Annotated in this window: 24 protein-coding genes; 7 read left to right on the top strand and 17 right to left on the bottom strand. The window is 67.6% G+C overall.

Features of this window, described 5'->3' with window-relative positions:
• The first annotated feature begins 5 nt into the window (after nucleotides 1–5).
• The 5 genes from ACP4E5_RS43690 to ACP4E5_RS43670 all read left to right on the top strand — a co-directional run bounded on the left by ACP4E5_RS43690 (nucleotide 6) and on the right by ACP4E5_RS43670 (nucleotide 5,631).
• Nucleotides 6–1,448, top strand: coding sequence for a rhamnulokinase (locus tag ACP4E5_RS43690; protein WP_425840044.1), 1,443 nt, complete (start codon nucleotides 6–8; stop codon nucleotides 1,446–1,448).
• Between the two features lie 85 nt (nucleotides 1,449–1,533).
• Complete coding sequence (locus ACP4E5_RS43685) at nucleotides 1,534–2,307, top strand: (Fe-S)-binding protein (protein ID WP_425840041.1); 774 nt, start codon at nucleotides 1,534–1,536, stop codon at nucleotides 2,305–2,307.
• 5 nt (nucleotides 2,308–2,312) lie between these two features.
• Complete coding sequence (locus ACP4E5_RS43680; protein WP_425842124.1) at nucleotides 2,313–3,800, top strand: LutB/LldF family L-lactate oxidation iron-sulfur protein; 1,488 nt, start codon at nucleotides 2,313–2,315, stop codon at nucleotides 3,798–3,800.
• Nucleotides 3,797–4,444, top strand: coding sequence for a LutC/YkgG family protein (locus ACP4E5_RS43675; RefSeq protein WP_425840038.1), 648 nt, complete (start codon nucleotides 3,797–3,799; stop codon nucleotides 4,442–4,444). The genes ACP4E5_RS43680 and ACP4E5_RS43675 overlap by 4 nt, the downstream gene beginning before the upstream one ends.
• A 23-nt stretch (nucleotides 4,445–4,467) precedes the next feature.
• Nucleotides 4,468–5,631 (top strand): ABC transporter ATP-binding protein, encoded by a 1,164-nt coding sequence (locus ACP4E5_RS43670; protein ID WP_425840036.1) that lies wholly within the window; start codon nucleotides 4,468–4,470, stop codon nucleotides 5,629–5,631.
• 30 nt (nucleotides 5,632–5,661) lie between these two features.
• On the opposite strand, the gene ACP4E5_RS43665 is transcribed toward ACP4E5_RS43670, so the two are convergent.
• From ACP4E5_RS43665 to ACP4E5_RS43650, 4 genes are all read right to left on the bottom strand, one after another.
• Nucleotides 5,662–6,822 carry an NAD(P)/FAD-dependent oxidoreductase gene (locus ACP4E5_RS43665; RefSeq protein WP_425840034.1) on the bottom strand — a complete coding sequence of 387 codons (1,161 nt, stop codon included), beginning with the start codon at nucleotides 6,820–6,822 and terminating at the stop codon, nucleotides 5,662–5,664.
• Between the two features lie 75 nt (nucleotides 6,823–6,897).
• Nucleotides 6,898–7,857, bottom strand: coding sequence for an ABC transporter substrate-binding protein (locus ACP4E5_RS43660; protein WP_425840032.1), 960 nt, complete (start codon nucleotides 7,855–7,857; stop codon nucleotides 6,898–6,900).
• Entirely contained in the window at nucleotides 7,857–8,531 is a 675-nt protein-coding gene (locus ACP4E5_RS43655) for an ABC transporter permease (RefSeq protein WP_425840029.1), read from the bottom strand. Before ACP4E5_RS43655 ends, ACP4E5_RS43660 begins: the two co-directional genes overlap by 1 nt.
• Nucleotides 8,528–9,232 (bottom strand): ABC transporter permease, encoded by a 705-nt coding sequence (locus tag ACP4E5_RS43650; protein WP_425840026.1) that lies wholly within the window; start codon nucleotides 9,230–9,232, stop codon nucleotides 8,528–8,530. Before ACP4E5_RS43650 ends, ACP4E5_RS43655 begins: the two co-directional genes overlap by 4 nt.
• A gap of 119 nt (nucleotides 9,233–9,351) precedes the next feature.
• Here ACP4E5_RS43650 and ACP4E5_RS43645 point away from each other — a divergent pair, with 119 nt between their 5' ends.
• Nucleotides 9,352–10,317, top strand: coding sequence for a pirin family protein (locus tag ACP4E5_RS43645; RefSeq protein ID WP_425840023.1), 966 nt, complete (start codon nucleotides 9,352–9,354; stop codon nucleotides 10,315–10,317).
• 701 nt (nucleotides 10,318–11,018) lie between these two features.
• Here ACP4E5_RS43645 and ACP4E5_RS43640 read toward each other — a convergent pair.
• The 13 genes from ACP4E5_RS43640 to ACP4E5_RS43580 form a co-directional block, all read right to left on the bottom strand.
• Nucleotides 11,019–12,094 (bottom strand): IS630 family transposase gene (locus ACP4E5_RS43640; protein WP_425840020.1). Its coding sequence is split into 2 segments (ribosomal slippage): nucleotides 11,019–11,633 and nucleotides 11,636–12,094, totalling 1,074 coding nucleotides; the frame shifts between segments, so codons are not numbered across the junction.
• Between the two features lie 60 nt (nucleotides 12,095–12,154).
• Complete coding sequence (locus ACP4E5_RS43635) at nucleotides 12,155–13,285, bottom strand: LLM class flavin-dependent oxidoreductase (protein WP_425840017.1); 1,131 nt, start codon at nucleotides 13,283–13,285, stop codon at nucleotides 12,155–12,157.
• 72 nt (nucleotides 13,286–13,357) lie between these two features.
• Nucleotides 13,358–14,914, bottom strand: a complete 1,557-nt coding sequence (locus ACP4E5_RS43630; protein WP_425840015.1) for a GMC family oxidoreductase — start codon at nucleotides 14,912–14,914, stop codon at nucleotides 13,358–13,360.
• Between the two features lie 49 nt (nucleotides 14,915–14,963).
• Nucleotides 14,964–15,782 (bottom strand): alpha/beta fold hydrolase, encoded by an 819-nt coding sequence (locus tag ACP4E5_RS43625; protein WP_425840012.1) that lies wholly within the window; start codon nucleotides 15,780–15,782, stop codon nucleotides 14,964–14,966.
• 40 nt (nucleotides 15,783–15,822) lie between these two features.
• Nucleotides 15,823–16,587 carry an amino acid ABC transporter ATP-binding protein gene (locus ACP4E5_RS43620; RefSeq protein WP_425840010.1) on the bottom strand — a complete coding sequence of 255 codons (765 nt, stop codon included), beginning with the start codon at nucleotides 16,585–16,587 and terminating at the stop codon, nucleotides 15,823–15,825.
• Nucleotides 16,584–17,516 (bottom strand): amino acid ABC transporter permease, encoded by a 933-nt coding sequence (locus ACP4E5_RS43615; protein ID WP_425840007.1) that lies wholly within the window; start codon nucleotides 17,514–17,516, stop codon nucleotides 16,584–16,586. The genes ACP4E5_RS43620 and ACP4E5_RS43615 overlap by 4 nt, the downstream gene beginning before the upstream one ends.
• 5 nt (nucleotides 17,517–17,521) lie before the next feature.
• Entirely contained in the window at nucleotides 17,522–18,403 is an 882-nt protein-coding gene (locus ACP4E5_RS43610; RefSeq protein WP_425840005.1) for a transporter substrate-binding domain-containing protein, read from the bottom strand.
• 124 nt (nucleotides 18,404–18,527) lie between these two features.
• Entirely contained in the window at nucleotides 18,528–19,703 is a 1,176-nt protein-coding gene (locus ACP4E5_RS43605) for an MFS transporter (RefSeq protein WP_425840002.1), read from the bottom strand.
• Nucleotides 19,704–19,707: 4 nt separating this feature from the next.
• Nucleotides 19,708–21,174, bottom strand: a complete 1,467-nt coding sequence (locus ACP4E5_RS43600) for an aldehyde dehydrogenase family protein (protein ID WP_425839999.1) — start codon at nucleotides 21,172–21,174, stop codon at nucleotides 19,708–19,710.
• A gap of 57 nt (nucleotides 21,175–21,231) precedes the next feature.
• The gene (locus tag ACP4E5_RS43595; RefSeq protein ID WP_425839996.1) at nucleotides 21,232–22,164 is read right to left on the bottom strand and encodes a TIGR03619 family F420-dependent LLM class oxidoreductase; all 933 of its coding nucleotides are present in this window, start codon (nucleotides 22,162–22,164) and stop codon (nucleotides 21,232–21,234) included.
• Nucleotides 22,165–22,263: 99 nt separating this feature from the next.
• The gene (locus ACP4E5_RS43590; RefSeq protein WP_425839993.1) at nucleotides 22,264–23,019 is read right to left on the bottom strand and encodes a RidA family protein; all 756 of its coding nucleotides are present in this window, start codon (nucleotides 23,017–23,019) and stop codon (nucleotides 22,264–22,266) included.
• On the bottom strand, nucleotides 23,016–23,441 hold the full coding sequence (locus tag ACP4E5_RS43585) for a RidA family protein (RefSeq protein WP_425839990.1): 426 nt from the start codon (nucleotides 23,439–23,441) through the stop codon (nucleotides 23,016–23,018). Before ACP4E5_RS43585 ends, ACP4E5_RS43590 begins: the two co-directional genes overlap by 4 nt.
• Nucleotides 23,441–24,613, bottom strand: coding sequence for an LLM class flavin-dependent oxidoreductase (locus ACP4E5_RS43580; RefSeq protein WP_425839988.1), 1,173 nt, complete (start codon nucleotides 24,611–24,613; stop codon nucleotides 23,441–23,443). The genes ACP4E5_RS43585 and ACP4E5_RS43580 overlap by 1 nt, the downstream gene beginning before the upstream one ends.
• 462 nt (nucleotides 24,614–25,075) lie before the next feature.
• Here ACP4E5_RS43580 and ACP4E5_RS43575 point away from each other — a divergent pair, with 462 nt between their 5' ends.
• Nucleotides 25,076–26,698, top strand: coding sequence for a 5-guanidino-2-oxopentanoate decarboxylase (locus ACP4E5_RS43575; RefSeq protein ID WP_425839985.1), 1,623 nt, complete (start codon nucleotides 25,076–25,078; stop codon nucleotides 26,696–26,698).
• Nucleotides 26,699–26,801: the final 103 nt, after the last annotated feature.

Raw genomic sequence — 26,801 nt, 5'->3', positions numbered from 1 at the left:
ACCACATGCCCACCACCCCCTACGCCGCGATAGACCTGGGCGCCTCCAGCGGCCGGGTCATGACGGCCCGCGTCAGCCGGGACACCCTCGCCCTGACCGAGGTCCACCGGTTCCCGAACACCCCCGTCCGCACCCCCGACGGCCTGCACTGGGACATCCTCGGCCTGTACGCGGGCATCCTGGAGGGCCTCCGCAACACCGGCCAGGTCCGCTCCATCGGCATCGACAGCTGGGCCGTGGACTACGGCCTGCTCGACGCGGACAACGTCCTCCTCGGCAACCCGTACCACTACCGGGACACCCGCACGGACCACACCGCGGAGAAGCTGTGGGCGACCATTCCGCCCGAGGAGCTGTACGCGGCGACCGGCCTCCAGTACGTCCCGTTCAACACGATCTACCAGCTCACGGCGGCCCGTGGCACAGCCCAACTGAGCTCCGCCCGCCGCCTGTTGATGATCCCGGACCTCCTCACGTACTGGCTGACCGGACAGCAGGGCACTGAGCTGACCAACGCCTCCACCACCCAGCTCATCGACCCCCGCACCGGCGACTGGGCACACGACATCGCCGCCCGCGCCGGCATCGACGTGAACCTGTTCGCCCCGATCCGCCGCCCCGGCGACCCCGCGGGTGACCTCCTCCCCCACGTCCTCGACGCGACGGACCTGACCGACCCCGTCCCGGTGACGACGGTCGCCTCGCACGACACCGCGTCGGCCGTGGCCGCCGTCCCGGCGACCGAGGCGAACTTCGCGTACATCTGCACCGGCACCTGGTCCCTCGCCGGCCTCGAACTGGACGCGCCCGTCCTCACGGAGGAGAGCCGCGCCGCGAACTTCACGAACGAGCTCGGCATCGACGGCACGGTCCGCTACCTCCGCAACATCATGGGCCTGTGGCTGCTCCAGGAGTGCCAACGCGCCTGGAACGAACCGGACTTGACGACCCTCCTCGACGAGGCCGCGAAGGCGGCCCCGCTGCGCTCCGTCGTCGACGCGGGCGACCCCACCTTCCTCGCACCCGGCGGCATGCCGGACCGCATCGCCGCCGCCTGCCGCGCCACCGGCCAGCCGGAACCCCGCACCCGCGCCGAGACCACCCGCTGCATCCTCGACTCGCTCGCCCTCGCCCACCGCCGCGCCATCGAGGACGCGGCCCGCCTCGCCGACCGCCCGGTCGACGTGGTGCACATCGTCGGCGGCGGCGCCCGGGGCGCCCTGCTGTGCCAACTGACCGCGGACGCCTGCGGGTTGCCGGTCGTGGCAGGGCCCGCCGAGGGCGCCGCGCTGGGCAACGTACTCGTACAGGCGCGGGCCGACGGGGTCGTGGGCGACCGGGCCACGATGCGCCGCCTCGTCGCGGACACCCAGCCGCTCGCACGCTACGAGCCGAGCGGCGACCGGGCGGCCTGGGACGCGGCGGCGGCACGCGTCCGCACCCCGTGACCAGCCCCCGTTCACGACGTACGCTGCTCCCGTCCGATGATCACCGTCGACCGAACCGCACCACCCACCACACGAAGGGGCCCCGATGCGTGTCGCGCTCTTCCTGACCTGTGTCAACGACACGCTCTACCCGGACACGGGCCGCGCCGTCGTCAAGCTCCTGAACCGGCTCGGCGTGGAGGTCGACTTTCCCACCGCGCAGACCTGCTGCGGCCAGCCGCACTACAACACCGGCTACCGACGCGAGGCCGAACCCCTGGCCACGCACTACGCCGACACGTTCGGCCCCGGCCTCGCCGCAGGTGATTACGACGCAATCATCACGCCGTCCGGATCATGCGCGGCGATGGTCCGCGAACTGTACCCGCGGATGGGCGAGCGGGCCCGTTCGGAGGGCCGCGGCGGCCGCCTCGCGACGACGCTCGCGCCGGTGATCCCCAAGACGTACGAGCTGACCGAGTTCCTGGTCGACGTGCTGAAGGTGACGGACGTCGGCGCGTACTACCCGCACAAGGTGACCTATCACCCCACCTGCCACGGCCTGCGCTCCCTCGGACTCGGCGACCGGCCCACCCAACTGCTCAGCAAGGTCAAGGGACTTGAGCTGGCCGAGCTGCCGGGCGCGGCCGAGTGCTGCGGCTTCGGCGGCACCTTCGCGGTGAAGAACGCGGACGTCTCGTCCGCGATGGGCACGGACAAGGTCCGCAACGCCGAGTCCACGGGCGCGGACGTGCTGTGCGCCGCCGACAACTCCTGCCTGATGCACATCGGCGGCACCATGTCCCGCCTGAAGGTCGGCATGCGCCCCGTCCACATCGCCGAGATCCTGGCCAGCACGGAAGAGGGACCCCAGTCATGACCGGTATGAGCGGTACAAGCGTCACGCATCTGGGGATGCCGGCCTTCCCGAAGGCCGCGCACGACGCCGTACGCAACACCACGCTGCGCGCGAACCTGAAGCACGCCACCCACACCATCCGCGACAAGCGCGAACGCGCCGTCTCCGAGCTGGACGACTGGGCACGCCTCCGCCAGGCCGGCAAGGAGATCAAGGACCACACCCTCCACCACCTGGAGCACTATCTGGTGCGGCTGGAGGAGTCGGTCACTGCGGCCGGCGGCACCGTGCACTGGGCGCGCGACGCCGACGAGGCCAACCGCATCGTCGCCGGCCTCGTCCGGGAGACCGGCGAGTCCGAGGTCGTCAAGGTCAAGTCGATGGCCACCCAGGAGATCGGCCTCAACGAGCACCTCGAGGCCGAGGGCATCCACGCCTACGAGACCGACCTCGCCGAGCTCATCGTGCAGCTCGGCGACGACCGCCCCTCACACATCCTGGTGCCCGCCATCCACCGCAACCGCGGCGAGATCCGCGACATCTTCCAGAAGGAGATGGGCAGTTGGGGCCGCCCGGCCCCGGACGGACTCACCGACACCCCGGCCGAACTCGCCGAGGCGGCCCGCCTGCACCTGCGCGAGAAGTTCCTGCGCGCCAAGGTCGGCATCTCCGGCGCCAACTTCATGGTCGCCGAGACCGGCACCCTCGTCGTCGTCGAGTCCGAGGGCAACGGCCGCATGTGCCTGACCCTGCCCGAGACACTCATCTCGGTCGTGGGCATTGAGAAGATCGTGCCGACGTGGCAGGACCTGGAGGTCTTCCTCCAGACACTGCCCCGCTCCTCGACGGCCGAGCGCATGAACCCGTACACCTCGACCTGGACGGGCACCACCGACTCCGACGGGCCGCAGACCTTCCACCTGGTCCTCATCGACAACGGCCGCACCGACACCCTCGCCGACGAGGTCGGCCGCCAGGCCCTGCGCTGCATCCGCTGCTCGGCATGCCTGAACGTCTGCCCCGTCTACGAGCGGGCGGGCGGCCACGCCTACGGCTCCGTCTACCCGGGCCCCATCGGCGCCATCCTCAGCCCCCAACTCCGGGGCACGGGAAGCGAGATCGACGCCTCGCTCCCCTACGCCTCGTCGCTGTGCGGCGCCTGCTACGAGGTGTGTCCGGTCGCCATCGACATCCCCGAGGTCCTCGTCCACCTGCGCGAGCGGGTCGTGTCGGGCGGCCCGGCCACCCGCCAGGGCAACAAGGTCATGCTCCGCCCGGCCAAGGGCCACGCCGCCGAACGCGCCGCGATGCGCGCCGCGACGTGGGCCTTCACCCACCCGGCTGCCCTCGCCACCGGCCAGCGCCTCGCCTCGCGCACGCGCCGCTTCCACCCGCGTACGGTGCCGGGCCCCGGCAAGGCGTGGACGGACACGCGGGACCTGCCGAAGGTGCCCGCGGAACCCTTCCGCGACTGGTGGAAGCGGACCAACGGCGGCAAGGAGACGAGCAAGTGAGCAGCAGGGACGTCATCCTCGGCCGAGTGCGCCGCGCCCTCGGCGGCCCCGTCGAGGCCCCCGAGTCGTACGCCGAGGACATCGACCGCGGCTATCTGCGCGAACACGGCAACCGGACGACGGAACAGACGGTGGAACTCCTCGCGGAGAACCTCGCGGACTACCGGGCGATCGTGCACCGGGCCACCGGCGACGAACTGCCGGCCACCCTCGCGCGGCTCCTCGCCGGGCACGGGTCGCGGACCGTGGTGGTACCGCCCGAGCTGCCGGCCGCCTGGCTGGGCGACGCCGACGCGACGCAGGTTCCAGACAACCCCGCGAGCACCCCCGCCGAACTCGACGAGGTCGACAGCGTCGTCACCGCCTGCGCGGTCGCCGTCGCCGAGACCGGCACCATCGTCCTCGACGGCTCCCCCGACCAGGGCCGCCGCCGCATCACCCTCGTCCCCGACCACCACATCTGCGTCGTACGCGTCCCCGACCAGGTCGTCTCCTCGGTCCCGCAAGCCCTCGAACGGCTCGACCCCGCCCGTCCCCTGACGTGGATCTCGGGCCCGTCCGCGACCAGTGACATCGAACTCGACCGGGTCGAGGGTGTGCACGGACCGCGCACTCTTGAGGTGATTCTGGTGAGCGGCGGCTGAGGGGCGCGGCTAGCGTTGGTGGCATGATCCGGTTCGACCATGTCACCAAGCGGTACGCGGACGGCACGACGGCGGTGGACGACCTCTCGTTCGAGGTGAACGAGGGCGAACTGGTCACGCTCGTCGGCCCTTCGGGCTGCGGCAAGACCACCACGATGATGATGGTGAACCGGCTGATCGAGCCGACGTCGGGTCACATCCACGTCGAGGGCGAGGACATCTCCGGCGTCGACCCGGTGCGGCTGCGCCGCCGTATCGGCTACGTGATCCAGCAGGTGGGGCTCTTCCCGCACCGCACGATCCTCGACAACACGGCGACCGTGCCCGCGCTCATCGGCTGGAAGAAGTCCAGGGCGAGGGCGCGCGCCGCCGAGCTGCTCGACCTGGTGGGCCTGGACCCGGCCACGTACGGCAGCCGCTACCCGGAGCAGCTCTCCGGCGGTCAGCGTCAGCGCGTCGGGGTCGCCCGCGCCCTCGCCGCGGATCCTCCGGTCCTCCTCATGGACGAACCGTTCGGCGCGGTCGACCCGGTGGTGCGCGAGCAGTTGCAGGACGAGTTCCTGAAGATGCAGGCGGCCGTCCGCAAGACGGTCCTCCTCGTCACGCACGACATCGAGGAGGCGGTGCGGCTCGGCGACCGGATCGCGGTGTACGGGCAGGGCCGCATCGAGCAGTACGACACCCCGGGCGCGGTCCTCGGCTCGCCCGCCACCCCCTATGTCGCCGAGTTCGTCGGCGCGGACCGGGGCCTGAAGCGCCTGTCGGTCACCGAGATCGAGCCGGACGACCTGGAGCAGCCGTCGGTGGCGCACTTCGACGAGCCGCCCGCGCGGGCCGCCGCCCGGATGCGCGAGGAGGGGGCCCGGTGGGCGGTCGTCCTCGATGAGGGCGGTGACCTGCACGGCTGGGTCGGCATCGACGAGGCGTCACTCGCCGGTCCGGACGGCAGAGTCGGCGACCTGGCGCACCGGATGCGGGCGTGGGTGCCCGTCGGCGCACCGCTCAAGCAGGCGTTCGGCGTGATGCTCCAGCACGACGCGGGCTGGGTCGCGGTCCTCGACGGCGCCCGTTTCCTCGGCGTCCTGACCCCGGCGAAGCTGCACGAGGCGCTGCGCCGGTCGGTGGACGCGGACGCGCAGGGCGTGGGCCGGGACGAGGTGGAGTTCGACTCGGTGGCCGATGCGTGACCTGCCGGGGCAACATCGACCCGGGTAACCCTAAAGTTGAGGTTGAGAGTCCGCCCCGTGGCTGTTCATCGTCCGCAGATTCTCGTCCTGTACGTCGCCGTTGATCGACCGCCCCGGACGGTACGCGTCCAGTTCCCCGGCCGCCCGCCCGCTCGTGATCTCCTGCGCGGCGAGCCGGCCGAGCACCGGGGCCAGCGTCACCGCACTGTGCGAGACCAGGTGGTACAGGCCCGGCGCCTCATCCACCTCGCCGACCAGCGGCAACCCGTCCCGCGGCACCGGTCGTACGCCGATCCGCGCGTCGGCGATCCGGGACCCGCCCAGGCCCGGAACGACCGTGCTGGCGCGCTGGTGCAGCTCCTGCGGCAGCCCTTCGGTAGCCGTCCCGTCCAGGCGCGCGTCGACCTCCCACGACAGGGCGAGCACGCCGCCGTCGGCCGTGGGCCGCAGGTCGATGCCGGGCGCCGAGAGGATCGCGGTCAGCGGCTCCTCGGGCAGTGGCGCGCTCTCGGCGACGAGTCCCGGCACGTGCCGCAGCGGCAGCCGTGTCCCGGCGAGCGCGGCGATCTGGTCGGAGGCGGGCCCGGCACAGTTCACGACGACGTCCGCGCCCCAACTGCGCTCCCCCGCCTCCGCGCCGACGATCCGTGCGCCGCTGCGGAGCAGGCCGGTGACGCGGGTGCCGTAGTGTGCCGCGGCGCCGAGGCGCACGGCCGCGTCCAGCAGGGTGTGCACCAGGCGCGGGGCGTCGAACCAGGCGGTGCCGGAGTGCACGACGACCTCGTCGACGGCGCAGGCGGCCGGGTCGACGGCGGGCGCGAGTTCGCGCAGCACGGAGGCCGGGGCGCTGCGGCAGTCGTGGCCCCATTCCCGTACGCGTGACGCCCGTTCGTGCAGGGTGCGCTGCGCGTCGTCGCTGTCGGCCCACTGCACGAGCGGCGCCGGATGCCGCCAGGTCGGACCGTCGAGTTCCTCGGCGAGGGCGCGGTGGCCGTCGGAGCCCTTGCGGTTCAGCCGGTAGTACGTGTGCGGGGTCTTCAGGTGGGTGACGTCGGCGGCGAAGGTGGCGCTGGAGGTGCCGGACGCGGGCCCCGCCTCCTCCAGGACGACCACTTCGACGCCCGAGCGGGCGAGGTGGTACGCGACGCAGGCGCCCAGGACGCCCGCTCCGACGACGACGGCTCGATTCATACGGCTTCCTGTACGTGTCCCTGGTGCGGCGTTCGGTCAGTCCCCGGTTGCCCGCCGAATCAGGACACACACCTCTCAACCGCCCTGCCGCAACAGCCCCTTGTCCTCCAGGTACGTCCTCGCGACATCCTCCGGGAGCCGACGCCAGCTGTCGACCTGCTGGTTCATGGAGGCGAGGTCCTCCGTGGTGAGCACGGAGTTGAGCGCGCCGAGCGCCCCCGCGACCTTCTCGTTGCCGGCGCGTGAGCGGTTGACGACGGGCACGAGGTAGTCGGCGTTCTGCAGCTTCTTGTCGTCGTCGAGCAGCACGAGCCCGAAGCCCGCGAGGGTGGCATCGGTGGTCGTGGTGAGCACCATCTGGTCCTGCCCGTTCTGCACGGCGTTCTTGGCCTGGGTGGTGCCGACGCCCTTGGGGTCGATCCCGGTGACGTCGATGCCGTAGACCTTCTCGAGGCCCGGCTGGCAGTACGGCCGCTGTACGCACTCGTCGCCGGCGGCGATCCGTACCTTGAGGCCGGAGGCGCCAAGGTCGCTGAGCGTCTTGAGGTCGTACTTCTTCGCGTAGGCCTCGGTCACCGCGAACGCGTTCTGGTCGACGGCCTTCCCCGCGTCGAGCACGTCGAGCCCGCGCGGTGCGGCGAGGGACCGCAAGCTCTTCATGGTGGCGGCGAGGTCGGGCGAGCCGACGGGCTTCGCGTCGGCGCCGTGGGCCTTGGCATTGAGCCAGTCGGCGAAGGTGGCGGCGTACTCGGGCACGACATCGATCTGCCCGGACTCCAGGGCGGGCTCGTACAGTTCGCGGTTGCCCACGGACAGCAGCTCGGTCCCGTACCCGGCCTGCTTGAGCAGCAGCGCGTACATGTTGGCGAGCAGGTCGCTCTCGGTGAACCCGGCGGACCCGATGACGAGGTGCTTGCTGTCACCGGGCGGCGCCGTCACCTCGCCGCGGTCCTCGAGCGAGGGCCCACTGGCGCACCCGCTGACGAGCAGCACAAGACCCAGGAACAGGGCCACCCGACGCAGCACCCCGCTCATCAGGCCCTCCTCCCCCGCAGCCACCCGGGACCGAACCGTTCGGCGAGCTCGAACAGGCCCTCGACGATGAGCGCGAAGACGGCGACGAGCACGGCGCCCGCCACGACCTGCGGCGTACTGGCGAGATTGAACCCGGCGGTGATGATCCGCCCGAGCCCGCCGCCACCGGCGATGGCGGCGATCGTGGCGGTGGCGACGAGCTGCACGGCGGCGATCCGCACACCGTTGAGAATCATCGGCAGCGCGAGCGGCACCTCGACCCTCAGCAGCATCTGCCGCCCCGTCATCCCCATGCCCCTCGCGGCCCGCACCACTTCCCGGTCGACGCCGCGCATCCCGACGTACGCGTTGGTGAGCAGCGGCGGCACCGCGAACAGCACGAGGGCGACGACGGTGGGCCCCTCGCTGTACTGCCCGAGCGGCGTGAGCAGCAACAGCACGAGCACGGCGAAGGTGGGCACGGCGCGCCCCACGTTGGCGATGTTGACGGCGAGCGCGCCGCCCTTCCCGAGGTGCCCGAGCACGAGGGCGATCGGCAGCGCGATCAGACAGCTGATGACGAGACAGACGACGGTCAGGGTCACGTGCTGGGCGAGCCGGTGCCAGACGCCGTTGTCGCCGGCCCAGTGCGCGGAGTCGGCGAGCCAGTTCCAGGAGTCGGAGAGGAGCTTCACGCGCGACTCGCTCTCGTCCAGGGGGTGAGCAGCCGCCCGATGCCGAGGAGCACCACGTCGGCGACGAGCGCGATGACGACGCACAGGACGGAGGCGGTGAGCACCTGGGCCTTGAAGTACGTGTTCATGCCGCTGTAGATCAGGTTTCCGAGGCCTCCGTAGCCGACGATGGCGCCGACGGTCACGAGCGAGACGGCGGACACGGTGGCGATCCGCAGCCCGGCGAGCGCGGCGGGCAGCGCGAGCGGCAACTCGACGGTGAGCAGCAGGCGGATCGGCCCGTACCCCATGCCGCGCGCGGCCTGCCGGGTGTCCTCGGGCACGGAGCGCAGCCCGGCGAGGATGTTCCGTACGAGGAGGGTGAGCGAGTAGAGCACGAGCCCGGCGATCACCAGCGTGGCGGACAGTCCGTACACGGGCAGCAGCAATGAGAACATCGCGAGCGAGGGGATCGTGTAGAGCACGGTGGTCAGGGCGAGCACGGGCCCCGCGGCCCACCCCCAGCGCCGTGCGAGCAGTGCGAGCGGCACGGCGATGACGACCGCGATGGCCACGGCGACCAGCGTGATCTCCAGGTGCTGCACGGTGGCGTCGACCAGAATGTGCCGACGCGTGCTCAGATACTCGCCGCAGATCCAGTCGTTGCGGGCGAGACAGTCGTCGGGCGGCGAAGTACCGGACCCACCGTTCACGAGGCGCACCAGACCATTCCAGTGCCTGTCCCCCGGCTCGGCGCGCCGGGTGACCCGTACGGGCGGCGGCGCTGCCTTCCATGCGCCACACACCTGACGCGGGGCGAGGCCGGGGCTAGTGTCGCGTCATGAGCAATCTTGACCGTGAGCCAGTGCCATCGGTGTGCGGCGGACGCGGGTTCGTCGTGGCGGAACCGGTCCGTGAACTCCTGAGCCCGCGCCGGGTCCGGCTCGGCGAGTCCACGGAGGTGCGCAGGCTGCTGCCGAACCTGGGGCGCCGCATGGTCGGCGCGTGGGCCTTCGTCGACCACTACGGCCCGGACGACATCGCGGACGAGCCCGGCATGCAGGTGCCGCCGCACCCGCACATGGGGCTGCAGACGGTGAGCTGGCTGCACGACGGGGAGGTCCTGCACCGCGACAGCACGGGAAGCCTCCAGACGATCCGGCCCCGCGAGCTGGGCCTGATGACGTCGGGCCGGGCGATCTCCCACTCCGAGGAGAGCCCGCGCGCCCACGCCCGCTTCCTGCACGGGGCGCAGCTGTGGGTGGCGCTCCCCGACGCCCACCGCCACGTGGACCCGCACTTCGAGCACCACGGCGCGCTGCCGACGGTGACGTCGCCGGGCCTGACGGCCACGGTCATCCTCGGCTCACTCGACGGCGCGGCGTCCCCCGGCACGACGTACACGCCGATCGTGGGCGCGGACCTGGCCCTCGCCCACGGCGCCGACCTCCGCCTCCCCCTGAACCCGGACTTCGAGTACGCGGTCCTTGCGATGTCCGGCGAGGCCCACGTCGACGACGTCCCCCTCGTCCCCGGCTCGATGCTCTACCTCGGCTGCGGCCGCACCGAACTCCCGCTGCGGGCGGCGTCGGACGCGGGGCTGATGCTGCTCGGCGGAGAGCCGTTCGAGGAGGAGCTGGTGATGTGGTGGAACTTCATCGGGCGGTCGCAGGACGATATCAGCCAGGCGCGTGAGGACTGGATGACGGGGTCTCGGTTCGGTGAGGTGAAGGGGTACGACGGAGATCCTCTGCCGGCGCCTGGGCTTCCGTCTGTCCCCTTGAAACCAAGGGGACGCGTACGCTGAACAGCGGTTATACAAGTGCAGTAGAGGTGGATTCGGCCCTCCAGCAGGGCACCCCAAGGTCGATGCGGTGCCCTGCCGTCCAGCGCCTCACCGACTGCTAGTTTCACCTTCAACTGCATGCGAGCGCAGCCAGGTGCGCTCAGGCCTAGTCAGACGGATGCTGGCTCAATGCTGGGTCAACTGATGACTCGTCAGGCCAGCCTGCGCCTGGCGTTCGGGTCTGAGCAAGCCTGGGCGACAGAATGACCTGGCTCACATTCGCGAGCGTCTCCTTCTCTGCGTAAGTCCTTGTGAGGACGCTTCCCCTGATGCGACGTGGGGGGCTACTCGTTATCGGTGACGAGATCGCCGTAGAAGTCGACCAGGGCATTGATAGCAGGCCTCCAAATGCCGGGCCGACCGGTCGCGTTCGGCTGGTTTCGCGACCGGTCTCGGATTACGAGGTTGAGCACCCTCAGGAGGCTGGAGGGGCATTGCGCGCCGTCTCGCTCCGCTCCAGCGACCCAAGGGGCGCACAGCCGGATAGGCACTGCCCACCGGGCCCCATGGGCAACTTGGGCCTACCGAACCCGGTACGCCGAACTATCCCCGAGGACCATGCGAGCTACGACGTCGCATGCTTGCTCGACGCGTCTCGCCTGACTCAGTCGTCGCTCCCGTGTCGTGCGAGCATCACACCGATTGCCAGACGGTTACTGACTTTATGGCCGTGTTGTCGTGAGGGTGAGTCCGGTTGCGGTGAGACACCCATCGATGAGGTCGGGCCGGTACTGGATGCGACGGAGGTGGGTGCGCAGGACCCGCATCAGGTGGTCGGGGTCGTCGAAGGCGGTGTTGCACTGCCCCGCACGACGAAGTAGTGACCACACGCCTTCGACGGGGTTCAAGTCGGGTGCATACGGAGGGAGTTGAAAGGAGGTGATCCAGTCGCGAGTGTCGATGAAGTGTCTCAGCCGGGCGTCCAGGTGCACGTTGAGATTGTCCCAGACGAGGACCAGCGGGGCGTCGAGCTGTTGGTGTGCGCAGATCAGCAGGTCGCGGTACTCGGTCCAGGTGAAGCTGCGGCGGCCTCCATGTTTGTGGTCGGTGTGCCGCTTCGGCCGGTAGAGCAGGCGGGAGCGGTGGCCGGGCTTGTAGCAGGTCAGGGCGGCAATCGAGATGCGGCGCTGGGAACGTCCCCGCACGCGGATGACCGGAGTATGTCCGCGGCGGCCCCAGGTGCGGGAGGTCGGCGGCGTCATCGAGAAGCCGGCCTCGTCCTCGAAGACGAGGTAGCCATCGAGCGCCGCCCGGGCGCTTTTGCCTGCGGCCATGTCTCCTTCACCCAGCCGGCCACCCTCTGCTCGTCACGCTCGGTGGCACGGCGGGCCGGGAGCTGGTGGCTCCAGCCGTGCCGGTGCAGCATCTGCGCGATGGCCGACAGGGTCATCGTCTTGTGGAACCGGCGTCCGATCAGCGTCTTGATCCGTTCCAGCGTCCAGACCTGACTGTCCCAGCCGTGCGCGAGTGGCCCCTTGGCCAGCTCGCCCTCCAGGGCCGCGAACAGTGCTTCGCTCAGCTTCGGTCGGGCCGCCGAGCCTGCCGAGCGCAGGGACTCGTCCCCGCGCTCCTGCCAGACGCAGCGCCAGCGCTGCACGGACCGGACGCTGACCCGCAGCTGTTTGGCCACCTCGGCGTTGTCGTTGCCATCGGCGAACATCCTGGCGGCTTCCAGGCGGATGCCCTCGCGAAACGCCCGCCGCTCGGCCGTCAGGCCACCCCCTTGCGGATACCTCATACACGCGGCATACCGCTCCAGAGGCCATCTGTCAGCCCTCACGACAACACGCCAACAAAGTCAGTAGAGCCACTTAACCGCCGGAATTACCTCAGTCGCGCACAATCGCAGCGAGGCTTCCACGGCCTGCTCGTCCTCGGTGAGATAGGGCGACATCACAAAGTGGTCGACGTGGCGGTCCCGCACCATCGACGTCATCTTTTCGGCAACGGTCTCGGGCGAGCCGACGAGCAAGTGGTCACGTTCGAAGAGCAGATCGAACGGGGCTTTTCCCTGGACAGCTGGGTCATCCACGCTCTCTCCTTCATCGAGCCAGATGCCCAGGCCGCGGACCTTGGAGATGTATTCGACAGTACTGGTGACGGCGCCCTCGACAGCGGCCCGTGCCTCCTCGTCGGTCCGCGCCACATGCATCCGTCGCAGCACCGCACACGATCTCGGGGCAGCTGAGGCCGGACCACCATTCCCCGCCACAGTCTCGGCGTACACCGTATTGAGTCGGTCCAGCACGCCGCCGGTCGGGAACCACGTGATGACGTCGAGCCCTTGTCTAGCTGCCGTCGCGAAACCGTCCGGCGTGTCGGTAACGCTGTAGAGGCGTGGGCCATCCGTCTGAGCCGGCCGCGGGAGGATGGCAAGTCCGGTGGCTCGCCCCTCGTCATCTGTGTAAGGCCCCGCAAGCGCGCCGGGCCAGTTGGTATCAGGGTTGGGCACTTCGAAGCGCTCGCTCTTCCAGGCGAGCGGATCCTGACTCCAGGCTGTCCTCAGGAGGCCGAGGAACTCCTCAAAGATCGCCTTGCTCCTCTCGGGATCCTTGCGGTCGGCCTCAGCATTCAAGTTGATGATCTCCGCCTGGAGGATGCCGCGACTCAGCGCGACATCCAGGCGTCCGTCGACCATGTTGTCCAGCGCCGCGAGATCCTCGGCCAGCCTGAGCGGGTGCCACAGCGGCAGGATCACCGCGGCGGTCCCGACCCGGATCCGCTCGGTCCGGCTAGCCAGGTCAGCAAGGAGCAGGACCGGGTTCGGCGACTGATCCTGGCCTGCGTGGTCGAAATGGTGCTCTCCGAGCCAGAATCCATCGAGACCCAGTTCGTCGGCCAGGGCGATACGTCGCCGCCCTCGCTCGAGAACCTGTCGCCAGGGAGCGCCAGCGGCATTGGCGAAGGTGTGCAGCAGGTCGAACCTCACGAGCTTCCTCTTTCGTTTCGGGCTCCAGCACACGGACTGGCATCACTTACCGAGAGGTCAGGCCGATGCAATTCAGGCAGGGATGCCGGCGGCCCCAACCGCCGGGAGCTCGATATCGGACCGCAGCGAACGGCCACGTATCAGGTCGGCCGCCTTCTCCCCGATCATCACTGCTGCCGCGTTGGTATTGCACGAGACAGCGGTGGGTTGTATCGAGGCATCCGCGACGCGAAGTCCGTTGATGCCGCGGACCCGCAGCTCCGGGTCGACGACGGCCCCTTCGTCCGTACCCATCCGGCAGGTACTGCTCAGGTGGAAGTAGCTGGTCACTGCGTCGCGAACCTCCGCTTCCAGGGCGGCTCGATCGAGCTTGAGCAGTTCCGCAGTCTCGGAGAAGCCGCCCCACTCGCCGAGAGCGCCAGTCGAGACGATCTGATCGACTGTCTCGATGCCCCTGATGAGCTGATCGACATCCCACGGGTCGGCCACATATGCCGGGTCGATGGCAGGCTGCACCGTCGGGTCCGACGACACGATGCGCACGCTGCCGCGACTGCGTGGTCGCATGTGCCCGATACCAAAGGTCATGCTGTTGGGAGCCGGCTGTTGCCAAGGCATGTGGTAATCGAAGTTCATAGCCGACAAGTGCAGATCAGGACCGTGCGCACCGGGGTTGATACGAGCGAGTAGCGTCGAGCCGTCCATGCCGGTCGACACCAGCTTCTTGTCCGCGCGATAGCGGATGCCCGTAAGCATGATGTGGTCCTGCAAGTTGGCCCCCACCTGCGGGGCATCGTGCATCACCTCGATGCCGACGGCCGCCAGGTCTGCGGCTGGGCCGACGCCGGAGAGCATCAACAGGTGTGGCGTGCCGACCGCGCCGCTGGTGAGGACCACTTCGCCGGCGGAGACTGTTTCCGGGCCGCTCTCCCCCAGATAGTCGAGGCCGGTGCAGCGGCCCTCCTGTATGACCAGCCGGCGCACAGTGGCGCCACTGATGACAGTCAGGTTGGGCCGTCCCATCGCCGGACGCAGGTATGCCGTAGCTGTGCTCTCACGTCTGCCCTGCCAGATGAGGGAGTCCGTGACACCCGCGCCGACCATGTCGGCCGCGTTGAAGTCCGTGACACGGTTGTGCCCCAGCGCCACCGCGCCCTCCACGTATGCCTGGGCGAGTGGGTGCGGCCTGCCAGATCGGCGTGGGTGGAGAGGCCCGCCGACCCCACGATAGCGAGGGTCCCCGTCGGGCACGTCCTCTGAGCGCTTGTGATACGGCAGAACGCCGTTGTAGTCCCAGCCCGTGGCTCCCTGAGCAGCCCACTCCTCGTAGTCGAAGGCGTGGCCTCGCAAGTGGGTCATGCAGTTGATCGATCCGGAGCCACCAAGGATCCGGCCACGAGCGGCCGGAAGGACACGGCCGGGGCCGTTCTGGAACACAGTCTCGTAGTTCCAGTCGGCCTCTGTGCCCAGCAAGTTGGACCACGCGCCCGGGTTCTCGACATCGGGGCGACGTTCGTCGCCGCCAGCCTCGAGCAGGAGCACCGAGACATCGGGCTCCTCACTCAGCCGGGTCGCCACCACACAGCCGGCGGTGCCACCACCGACCACGACGTAGTCAAACGTGCGCATTTGGTTCATCGTCGCTCCACCCTCCTGTTGTGACGATCAGCATCGGGTCTCACGCAGTCACGTGAGGCGTCCGGTCGAGCAAGAACTGCTCGATGGCAGTCGTGGTCTCCTCGTAGGCTGTCGTGAATACGGCATGCATTCCTGGCACCGGCACGACGCGCTCAACATGCGGTTCGTAGGCCGCAATGTGTTCGGGGGTCACCATCCCGAACTCAGGCGAGTACAGCAGTAGCGTCGGTACGGTGATCGTGTCCGGGGGCGGGGCCGGCTGTGCGAACTCACTGAAGATCGCTACGATCGCGGCCTGATTCGTCCGTCGTCGAACACGGCCGTCCTCAGTGGTGATGAAGTGGTCGCCGAGATCTGCCAAGTACTTCTTGGGGTCTACGTCTCCGGTGTTCTCACGGCTGGCGGCGAACGCTTCGAGCGAGTCCCAGACACCGCCAAGTCGCTCCTGCTCAGCCCGGTGCATGGCCAGTTCAGGGCTGATCTGGATCACCGGCTCCGTGACAGCGGCGCGGGCCACACGCTCGGGATTCCGCGCAATCAGTTCGAGTACCAGGCGGCCACCGAAGGAGTGACCCACCCAGTGAGCCTGCTCAATGCCCAGCGCATCGACAGTCTCGAGCAGGTCGTCGACGTACGTCGAGTTGGTCCACGGCGGCTCGTAGCCCGAGTCGCCGTGACCACGCAGGTCGACCGACCATATGTCAAAGTGTTCGCCCCACCGCTCCTTGGCCACCCGCTCAAAGTTGCCGTGGTAGCCGCCGACGCCGTGAACGCAGATCAACGGGGCTCCCTCAGGGTTACCCCAGCGCCAAGTCGCGAGTTTCATCAGGCCTCCTATGCCGTTCTTCTGTTCCGCCATGTCGCAGTCCGCGCAAGCTGGCGTCATATCGCAGGTTCGGTCAGAGCACGCGCTCCAGGAACGTGGCGGTGCGTTCATGTGTCGGCTTCTCCAGCACCTGCTGGGGCGGGCCCTGCTCGACGATCACACCACCGTCCATGAAGACAACGGTGTCGGCGACATCGCGAGCGAACTTGACCTCGTGGGTAACAATCATCATCGTCATGCCTTCGGCGGCTACACCGCGGATGACCTCGAGGACTTCGCCCACCAGTTCCGGGTCCAGCGCACTGGTCGGCTCATCAAAGAGGATCAGCTTAGGGTCGATCGCCAATGCCCGGGCTATGGCGACCCGTTGCTGCTGACCACCGGACAGTTGACGCGGGTACTTGCCCGTCATCGCCCCCAGACCGACGCGCTCAAGAAGCCGGGCCGCACGCTCCCTCGCCTCCTTCTTCGGGACCCTGTGCACGGCGATGGGCGCGAAGGCGACATTGTCGAGAGCTGTCATATGGGGAAAGAGGTTGAAGTGTTGGAAGACCATCCCCACCGCAGCGCGCTGGCGCCCGACCTCACGGTCGCTCATCTCGAGGTAACGACCACCATGTTGGCGATATCCGACCACTTCACCGTCAACGGAAAGGGTGCCGCCGTTGATGCGTTCCAGGTGGTTGACGCACTTGAGGAACGTGCTCTTCCCAGCGCCCGAAGGGCCGAGCAGCCCGATCACCTCCCCGCGCTGAACGTCGAGGGTGATGTCCTCCAGCACGCGGAGGCTCCCGTAGTGCTTGCGGACTGACCGGGCAGACACCATAGGGGTGCTCATGCCGTCACCTGCCTTCCACGAAGAGCCCTGAGCTTCTTGCTGAGCGACGACTGCTCATGCGCACGTTGCGACCCTCGGTTGAACCGTTTCTCCAGGAACCGCTGGCCGATCGTGAGCACTGTCGTGAGTGCGAGATACCAGATCGCAGCGACCGTCAGCAGCGGGATGACCTCATAGGTGCGGTTGTAGACGTCCTGAACGCTGTGGAGCAGTTCGGAGTAGGCCACCACGCTGGCGAGCGAGGTCCATTTGAGCATGCCGATCAACTCATTGCCGGTCGGCGGGATAATCACCCGCATCGCTTGCGGCAGGATGATGTGACGGAGTGTCTGGACTCGAGTGAGGCCGTAGGCCTGGGCGGCGTCGGTCTGGCCGTCGTCGACCGAGAGGATGCCGGCCCGGATCACCTCGGAGTAGTACGCCGCGAAGTTGAGCCCAAGTCCCAACAGGGACGCGAGGAGTGGGGTCATCACGTCGTTGGTCCCGACGTCGATGACGTCGACGCCCAGCACTGTCATCCGGAAGTGCGGGAAGATCGAGGCAAGGTTGAACCAGAAGATGAGCTGTACCAGCGTCGGCGTACCGCGGAAGAACCACTGGTAGAGCGAGGCCATGGCGATGAGTACCGGGTTGACGGAGAGCCGCATGACCGCAACCAGAGTACCGAGCGCCATGCCGATCACCATGGCCAGCACGGTCATCAAGAGGGTGTTGCGCACGCCCCTCAAGACGTCGGCGTCGAACAGGTAGTGGCCCACGACGTCCCATCGCATGGCGGGCGCGGTGGCCAGGATCCACACGACGCTCACGAGGAAGACGGCGACAGCGGCGGCACCGACCCAGCGCCATGGGTGGCGTCGGGGTACGAGGTCCAGCTCAAACGCCGGCTGCGAAGCCGTGGTGTCGTTGTTGATCAGATAGTTGGCCATCTCACTCACTCCACTGGCTTGCCATTGATCAGGGACTGTTTCAGCGCGCTCTTGTCGAGGCCGTACTTGGCCATCAGCTTCTGCCAGGTGCCGTCCTGGATGAGGTTGTTGATTGCCTTGCCAAACGCGTGCTGGAGTTCGGTGTTGTTCTTCGCGACGATCCAGCCGTTGACCTGCTTCGGCCTTGGTGTGACCCGCTCCTTGAGCAGGTCCACACCGGCGTTGGTCTTCGCGGTGTACACGGCGACCCCTGGGGCTTGGAGCGTGAAGTCGGCGCGGCCGTTCACCACGCCCAAGAAGGCAGCGCCGGGATCGGAGATCACAATCTGCTTGATTGGCTTCTTGCCATCCGCCACGCACTCCTTGGACATCTTCTTGACCACGTGCTGTTGGTAGTTGCCCGCAGCGTCGATCGAAGTGTGGCCGCAGAGCTCCGCTGTCACGCCTTTGGGATTCCCGGCCTTGACTATGACGCCCAGATCCGCGCTGAACACGTCGACGAAGCTCACCTCGTCGCGGCGGTCCGGGGTGTCCGCCAGCGCCCCGATCATCACGTCGTTGCGCTTGTTGACGATCGACGGGATCATCGCCTCGAAGGCAAGGTTGTGAAAGCGGGCCTTCACGCCCAGTTCGTCGGCGACAGCGTTGATGAGGTCGTATTCGATCCCACTGAGCTGTCCGTCCTTGACTTCCGTGTACGGCGGATAGTTGTAGAACGCCGCGACGTCGAAGGTACCGGCTTTGGCGATATCGGCCGGCAGTGCAATGTCGGAGTCGTCTCCGGGCGTGCTGGCCTTCTCGTCAGCGGTCGAGATGGTGCACCCAGAGGCCGCCATCACGAAGGACGCGACGGCGGCGCCTACGCGCCATGGAATTCGAACGGACATGGGACCTTCCTCATCCTTCAGTACTTCCTCGGAGCGACTCGGACGCGCCGCTGCATATGAGTCGAGGCGAACGGACCAGTCAGTACTTACGGTCGATGAGCCGCAGAGCAGTAGGCCGACGGCCTTACTCGGCCCGCAGCCTGGCAGGACGGAGCACAAACAGCAGAAGCGTCATCAGGAATGCGATGACCAGGCCGGGAAGTGCCACACCCAGGGTGCCTGCGACACCACCCAGCAAGGCGCCGACCACGTAGCCCGACGCCCACGTGATGTTGGTGAGCCCGAATGCCACGCCCTGGCCGAGACCAACTCGGTCGCCGACCACCGCGAAGAGGGCGAAGCTGGGCACGAGGAACACATAGACCACACTCATCAGCGCGACTACGAAGGCTGCGAAAACCAGAGGCCGATCCGGGAGCACGATCAATGAGGCAATGACAGCACTGAGTAACAGTCCGATTCTGATCGGCATCGCGTACCCGTACCTGTCCGAAACCTCACCGGCGAAGCGAGAGATCAGCGTCTCCGCCAGCGCCGCACAGACGAAAGTCGCACCGATGAAAGCGGCCCCGGCGCCGAAGCGGGCCAGCGCGAGTGGTGCCACCACCGTCACAGTGCCGAAGGCAACGCCGGCAACGGAGACGAGCACGGCTGCAGGCAAGATGGCCGGCCGGGTCATCGCCGCGAAAAGCGCTGGTGCAAGGACTTGCTTCCCCGAGCCGGAGCTCGGCTGACGACGCACCAGCAGGCCGAGTATCACGAAGAGTACGGCGATGGCGGCGAACGCACCGATGATACTGGTCGCCTCTGCCGCCGCCCCGATGACCGGACCGATCATTCCGCCGACAGCAGAGGCGCCCATACCCAGGCTGAGAGCGCGGCCGCGATGACTGCGCGGTGCGACCTCGACCAGCCAGGCGAACGCCGCAGCCCAAATACCCGCACCCACAACCCCGTTCACGAAGCGGGCCGCGAACAGCTGCGCGGCATTCGCGCTGACGCCAAGCCCAATACTCGCGGCCGCAGCCAACAGAGCCGCCACCAGAACTGTGGTACGAGATCCGACCCTCAAGACGACCAACCCGGCCGGCACCGAGGCCAGGATCGACGCAACCGGGTGCAGCGCCACGAAAACGCCGGCCGCGGCGGGCGAGATGCCGAATCGATCAACGTAGTGCGGGATCAGCGGCGTCACCAGCGACAGCTGAGTATTGGACACCAGCACCACCAGAACCGCCACCCATACCGCGAAGGGCAGACGACTGCTGCAGTGCCGGTCTGTCGTCATCCCCTCGGGCATTGACTCAGCCGAAGTTCACGACGACGAGCTTGAGTTCGGTGAAGATCTCCTCCATCGGGTAGCGCCCCTGCACTCGGCCGATGCCACTCTGCTTGCCAGCCGCCCCTCCGACGGGCAAGTGGCCCTCCACCTCGCCGCCTCGGGCGTTGACGTGGACGGTGCCTGACGCCGCCCGCTCCGCAAAGCGGATACCGGCTCCGATGTCCCGGGTGTAGATGGAAGCTGAGAGCCCATACGGCGAGCGGGCCAACTTCTCAAGTGCCTGCTCAGCCGAGGAGATCCGCTCCAGTGGAGCAATGGGCCCGAACGTCTCCTCCACCGCAACCGACATCTCTTCCTGCACGCCGGTCAGCACGGTGGGCTCGAAGTAGAGGTCGGTCGGGAAGCCAGAGGCACGGCTACCGCCGATCGTCGCGACCGCACCGGCATCGACGGCCGACTGAATGTGACGGTCGACCCTCGCAGCCAGTGGCGCGTTGTTGAGCGGTCCCATCGTCGTCTCTTCGTCGAAGGGCCGACCGAGACGTACCTGCTCCTTCACCGCTTCGGTGAGCCGGCTGGCGAATTCGTCGTAGACGGCGTCGTGTACCAGGATGCGGCTGCCCGCCAAGCAGGACTGGCCGGCCGCACCGAAACAGGACTGCAGTACGGCCGGCACTGCGAGTCCCAAGTCGGCGTCGTCCATGACGACCATCGGGCCGTTGCCGCCGAGCTCGATGAGCTGAGCCTTTCCGGCCGCTCGGGCTTGGACCACCTGCCCGGTGGCAACCGATCCGGTGAAGGCGACGGCCTGAACATCGGGGTGGCCGGTCATCGCGTCACCGACCACCATCCCGTGGCCGGTGATGAGGTTGAAGACCCCAGGCGGGAAGCCTGCGGCCTCAAAGCACTTGGCCCACTCGTACTCGATCAACGTCGTCGAGGGCGCTGGGAGAGCCACCACGGTATTGCCAGTGGCGAGGGCAGGGGCGATCTGCGCGGAAGCCGTGCCCAGCGGGAAGTTCCAGGGTTGAATCGTCGCCACCACGCCACGCGGGACCCTGTAGACATAGGCCCGGCGGTCGGAAGCGGCAAGTTGCGGCATGGAGCCTTCGAGGTGTTTCGCCGTCTCGATCGTCACCCGAAAGTTCTCGATCGTCCCGTCGATCTCGGAGAGCGCTTCGAGCTCGTAGGGCTTTCCCTGCTCGATGGCCAGAAGTTGGCCCAGCTGCTCCCGGCGCTCTGAAATCTCGGTAATGAGTTTCTCGAGGTAGCGACAACGGTCGAAAACGGTGAGCGCCCCCCACTCTTTGAACGCGTCACGGGCGGCGGCGACAGCCCGGTCCACGTCGGCGCGCGTGCCCAAGGGGAAGCTTCCGACCTCCTCGCCGGTCGCTGGACTGACGGCGGTCTTGCGCTCCTTCCCGGCGGACTTCACGAACTCGCCGTTGATGAACAAGTCGGCGTGGACTGGGGCAGGCAATGCGGACATAGTGATGCGTCCTTCCTCGGACGACGGTGGAATACGGGATGAGCGTGCCCCGGGCGGTCAAGAAGCTGCCAACTCCATGCGCTCACCCATGGTTTCCGCAGTGGACTTGTGGACCGTCTCGGCCTCGCCGGTCATCTCGGTAACAGCGGCCTCCCATCGGTCCAGCTCTCGCTCCACGCCGGCCGGGCCAGTCGCAGGGAGCCAGTGGACCGCTCGACGAACGCCCCCCTTGGCGAGCCGCTCGAGCACAGAGGGATCCGGCGGCACGCTCACGACCACGACGTCGACAGAGCGGTCGGCGCGCGCCCGGAGTTGCTCAACCCGGTCAAGGATCTCCTGGCCCTCGCGCGGATCACGCGCAAAGTTGGGCAGCCAGCCATCGGCGTACCCGAGGACGCGGTCGAAAACCGTCGGGCCATCGCCGCCCACGTAAATTGGCGGGTTTGGCCGTTGAACGGGCTTCGGCCAGGCGCGGATGCGCTCGAATTGGACGAACTCCCCATCGAAGCTCGCCTCTTCCTGCGTCCAGATCTCCTTCATCGCGCCGACGTACTCCCCCATCCGACGCAGCCGCGTACGGGGGTCGATCCCGTGGTTGACCATGGCAGGCCGCAGCCAACCCGATCCGATTCCGAACTCGAAGCGTCCACCGGACAAATGGTCGAGGGAGGCGACCTGCTTCGCGGTCGTGATCGGGTCCCGCTCGGCGACCAGACAGATGCCAGTGCCGACCCGTAGCCGCGAGGTGGCGCTTACGGCTGCCGTGAGGGCGACGAATGGGTCGTACAGGTGACTCAGGCGACGCGGTACCTCGCGCTCCTCGTATGCCACCGCCGGCACATGCGAGTGCTCGGCGAGGAAGAGGGAGGTGTTGTGGGCTCGCTCCTCGACCATCCGCGCGAGCGTTGCCGGATGGATCGAATCGTGTGTCGGGTAAAAACCTATGCCGAACTCCACCGTGGCCTGCTCTCTCTCGATGTATCGGGGCATGTGTCGTGGGCCCGTTGACGCAGTGGCGTCCATGCGACGGGCGCAGTCTCCGTGCTGTCAGGTCGAGGCGGACTCACCGAGGTGCGGTGTCGAGGCTCCTCAACGCGCGGCGACGATGTCGATGAGTACGCGCGCGTCGCCCGCCAGTCCGCCGACCTGAGTGAGCCGTACAGGGTACGGACCAGGGGCCAGCATCTCGTCGAACGTCTGCCAGAACTCTTGGCGATAGGAGTCGTCGGTCAGGTAGCAGTTGGCCTTCACAATGTCCGACAGTCCGTAGCCCGCCTCCTCGAGCGTGACCCGGATTCGGCCAAGGCAGACCCTTGTCTCCTCGCCGATCGAGTCGGTGCCCGATACACGCTCGAGTCCAGGGTGATCAAGCGCCGAGGCATCGGCATACACGAGGTCGCCAAGAGTGACACCTGCGGAGAAGCCCGTCTCACGCCCCGCCAGGCCCGCGGTCAGCTGTGTGGTCCGCGTGTTGACAGGGTGACGAGCTGCGATCACATCGAGCTGCACCCGGCAGTCGCCCGGCAGGCCAATGGCGAAGAGCGCGCGCGACGGGTAGGGGCCAGGGGCGAGCAGGTCTCGGTAGGCAAAGGCGAAGTCGAGCCGGAACGCTTCCTCACCGACCCAGGCGGTCAGCTTCGTGAGGTCCTTCAGGGACAAGCCATCCTCGGCCAGTGTCTTCTCGACGCGCTTTAGACACACCCGCACTTCGTCATGCACGGTGACTGCCTCGGGCACGCGACGCATGGTCGTCGGGTCGATGGCAGAAGCAGCCGTGAAGACGAAGGAGTCGGTGATGGCGCCGCCCGACGGTCCTGAGTCATTGGGGCGTATGAGTTGCTTCACGAAGCTTCTCCGTTCTCCAGTACCGCCATGACCTCGAACTCGACTCGGCAGTCACCGGCAATGCCGGCGCCAAGGGTGATGCGCTTCGGCCGGGCCGGAAGAATTTCGTCGACAGTGCGCCACATCTCGGTCGTGTACTCCTGGTCGGATACATAGGCCGTGATCTTCACGATGTCTTCCAGTCGCCCGCCCGCCTGGCCGAGGATGCCGCCGACACGTTCGAAGCAGAGACGCGTCTCGTCGGCGATGGTGACCGCCTCTGGAACCCGACTCAGCCCCTCAAGGTTGATCGCCATGCCGCCGGCGAACATCGCATTGCCCACCTTGGCAGCGCCGCCCAGGCCGTACTTGGCCATCATCTCGTGGTCGGCCTTCGGACCGAGGACGAACTCGGTGGGCCGAATCTCCGGAGTCCCCCTCATCAGGCTGCACCCTCCTGCTCAACCGCGGCCTTGACGCGTGGGATGACTTCCTCGGCCATGAGCCTCAGGCTGCGCTCGACCTTGTCGGTCGCCCCGTTGCCCTGCTGCAGGATGAAGTGGCCGAAGTTCTCTTCCCTGGCCAGGCGGATCATCCTCTCCGTCACGGAGTCCGGCGAACCGATGAAGAGGTAGTCGCGCTCCATCATCAGGTCGAAGCCGTTCATCGCCTGCAGCTTCTTGTCCTCGGGGTCCTCGTCGATGTCGAGCCAGGCGCCGAGACCCCGCACGCGTCGGATGAGGTCGAACCGCGCGGTGACGAACTCCTCCATCATCTCCCGCGCCTCGGCATCAGTCTCGGCGATACAGAACTCACGCACCGCCGGCGCCATCGATCCGACGTGTGCCGGCCTACCGACCTTTTCGCACTCCTCGAGGTAGGCCTCGTTGAGACCGCGCAGCTTCTTACCGGCCGGGTGCGATGTGATGACACCAAGTCCCTGGTGAGCCGCCAGCCTCCAGCCCGCCTCTTGCTGAGAGACGGCGTACATGGGGATGGGCGACTGGACCGAGTGCGGCAGCACCACGAGCCCCGTCATATAGCCATCGGGACCGTGATAGTCCTTGTACGCGGGAGAGTTCCAGGTCAGCTCCGGCTGCGGGATCTGGTACCGCTCGCCCTTCCAACTGAAGGGGTCATCGGTCAGAGCCGACTTCACGATGTCCAGGTGCTCCTGGAAGATCGCGCGACTCTTTTCCTCGTTGGAGCGGTCGGCCTCGGGGTTGAGGTTGACGATCTCACCGCGCAGGATGCCACGGCTGAACGCCACGTCCACACGGCCCTTGCTGAAGTGGTCCAGCATCGAGAGGTCCTCGGCCAGGCGGATCGGATGCCACAGCGGCATTCCGACAGCGCACATACCGAATCGGATGTCAGTGGTTCGTGCGGCAAGGTCCGCCGCCATCATGATCGGATTGGGCAGTTGGTCGGCACCCTCACGGTCGAAGTGGTGCTCGCCCATCCAGAACCCGTCGAACCCGAGCTCGTCGCCCATCTCCGCGCGCGCCCGGGTTTCGTCGAGCAACTCGTCCCAGGAACGCTTGTTGCCTCGGTTCGCTAGGACGTGGAACAGATCGAATCGCATTGCGCGAAATCCCCTTCCAGTGCCTGTCACGCAGGCCTCACGAGATGTCGGATGATCGGTGTCCCGGCCCGCGCGGCTGGACAGCCGACTTCAGCGGCCACCGCTCCGTGACGAACTTCTTCTCAGTAAGTGCGCCGGCTCCAAGGTGTCTTCCAGGCTGACCAACCGGCCGACCCGACCCTTCAGTCCGACCGGTTGGTCTGTTGATGAGACATTAACTGCAGCAGGAAGGCTCAGCAACCCCCCTCACGCACGACAGGCGCCAGCCGCACGCCACGCTCTCGTCATCGAGACCTCCGGTTCGAACGAGCCCTAGCCAGCGCCGAATTGCAATCGAAGGCGACTCCAACCCCCGAGAGGCCGAGCCAATGTCGTGGCGTTGACAGTCGCACCAAATAGCTACTACTTTCCGTGAAACTAGAGACCGATCGGTCTGTACCTGAGCCGCACCTTCTTGGGCTCCTCCAACTCGCCACATCCGACGGGAAGTTCATGACTCATCCCCTGAATGGCGCCGCGGCCGCCGTCCAAGCTCTGCGACAGAACGGTGTCGACACCGTCTTCGGTATCCCCGGTACTCACAACCTCGAGCTCTACCGCCACCTCGCCACATCGGGGGTTCGACACATTGCACCCCGTCACGAACAGGGAGCGGGCTATGCCGCGGACGCCTATGCGCGAGTGACCGGCCGCGCCGGTGTGTGCATCACCACCTCCGGCCCGGGACTGACCAACATCTCGACAGCCGCTGCCACCGCCTATGCCGACTCCATCCCGATGCTGGTGGTATCCCCGGCCGCACCGGTCGGACGGGAGCGAGCCGACGTGGGCTGGCTGCACGAAGTCAAGGACCAACGGGCCCACATGGATGCCCTCTTGGCGCGCAGTATCCGGGTCTCCACCCCGGACGAAGCCGTCGATGCCATCCATCAGGCCTTTGCCCGCTGGCGGGTGGAACGTCCACGCCCAGTGCACCTGGAAGTCCCCGTCGACGTGCTTGAAGCTCCGTGGACTTCGGGCCCCGATCGCCGACTGCCAAACGTCGCCGGTCAGCTGCCGGTTGCCGATAGCCTGTCGGCCGCAACCGACGCACTGCGTACGGCGACCGCGCCACTCCTCCTCCTCGGCGGCGGGGCATGCGACGCCGCCGAGGAGGCGACCCGACTCGCCGAATTGCTCGACTCTCCTGTGATCACGACCGTGAACGGTAAAGGAGTGGTACCGGAGAGCCACCCGCTGTCGGTCGGCGCGACGCTCAGTCAGGCGCCTGTGCAGGAGGCCGTAGAAGCCGCCGACGTACTCCTCGTGGTGGGCAGCGAGTTGGCAGAAGTGGACACCGCCGGCACCGTTCTCGCCCCTCGTGGCACAGTCGTCCGGGTCGACATCGACATCTGCCAATTGCACAAGAATGTTGCAGCCGGAATCACTGTCCACGGCCCCGCACGCCAAGTACTTACGGAGCTGGCCTCTCTGCTCGGCAAGTTCGCGGATGAACCGTCAAAGCACCGGGAACCAGGGGCCGCTCGTGCCACCGCTCTGCGGGCGCTGGCACAAGAAGCGGCTCTGACCGTGGGGGAACCGTGGCGGCGCGTTCAGGAGATCCTCCGTGCCTGCCTACCGGCTGACGCGATCGTGGCAGGCGACAGCGCCCAGGTGTCCTACTCCGGCACCGTGCCGTTCTGGCCGATGGACAGTCCGCGCTGCTTCCTCCACCCCACCGGCTACGCAACGCTCGGCTACGCCATCCCGGCAGCCATCGGAGCCAAAGTCGCGTTCCCTCAGCGCACGGTGTGCGCACTCGCCGGGGACGGTGGGTCACTGTTCAGCATCCAGGAGTTGGCAACCGCCGCCGAGCACGGCCTCCCCATCCCCATCATCATCATGAACAACCATGGGTACGCCGAGATCCGCGAGGAGATGCATGCCCGCGGCATCCCTCCCTTGGCCGTCGACATCCGCGGCATTGACTTCGCCGCCCTCGGCCGCGCCTTTGGTGGACACGGCGAATGCATCGCCGACCTGGAGCACCTCCCCGACGCCGTTTCGCGAGCGCTTGCCGCCGACGGACCCACCGTGATCGAGTTCATCGTCGACGCTCCGAAGGAAACATCGTGATGGGCGGCGCACCCGCAAACCAGGCACCGTAGCGCGCCTCACGGCGCCCGGCCCCTGGCTGGCGCAAGAGGGAGACACGGTGCCCCACGCGCGGCCGGTCCAG

The organism is Streptomyces fractus (genome assembly GCF_049844455.1).
GTDB classification, from domain to species: domain Bacteria; phylum Actinomycetota; class Actinomycetes; order Streptomycetales; family Streptomycetaceae; genus Streptomyces; species Streptomyces fractus.
The sequence above is the reverse complement of the archived record's forward strand: the minus strand, read 5'-3'. Positions and strand labels throughout refer to the sequence as shown.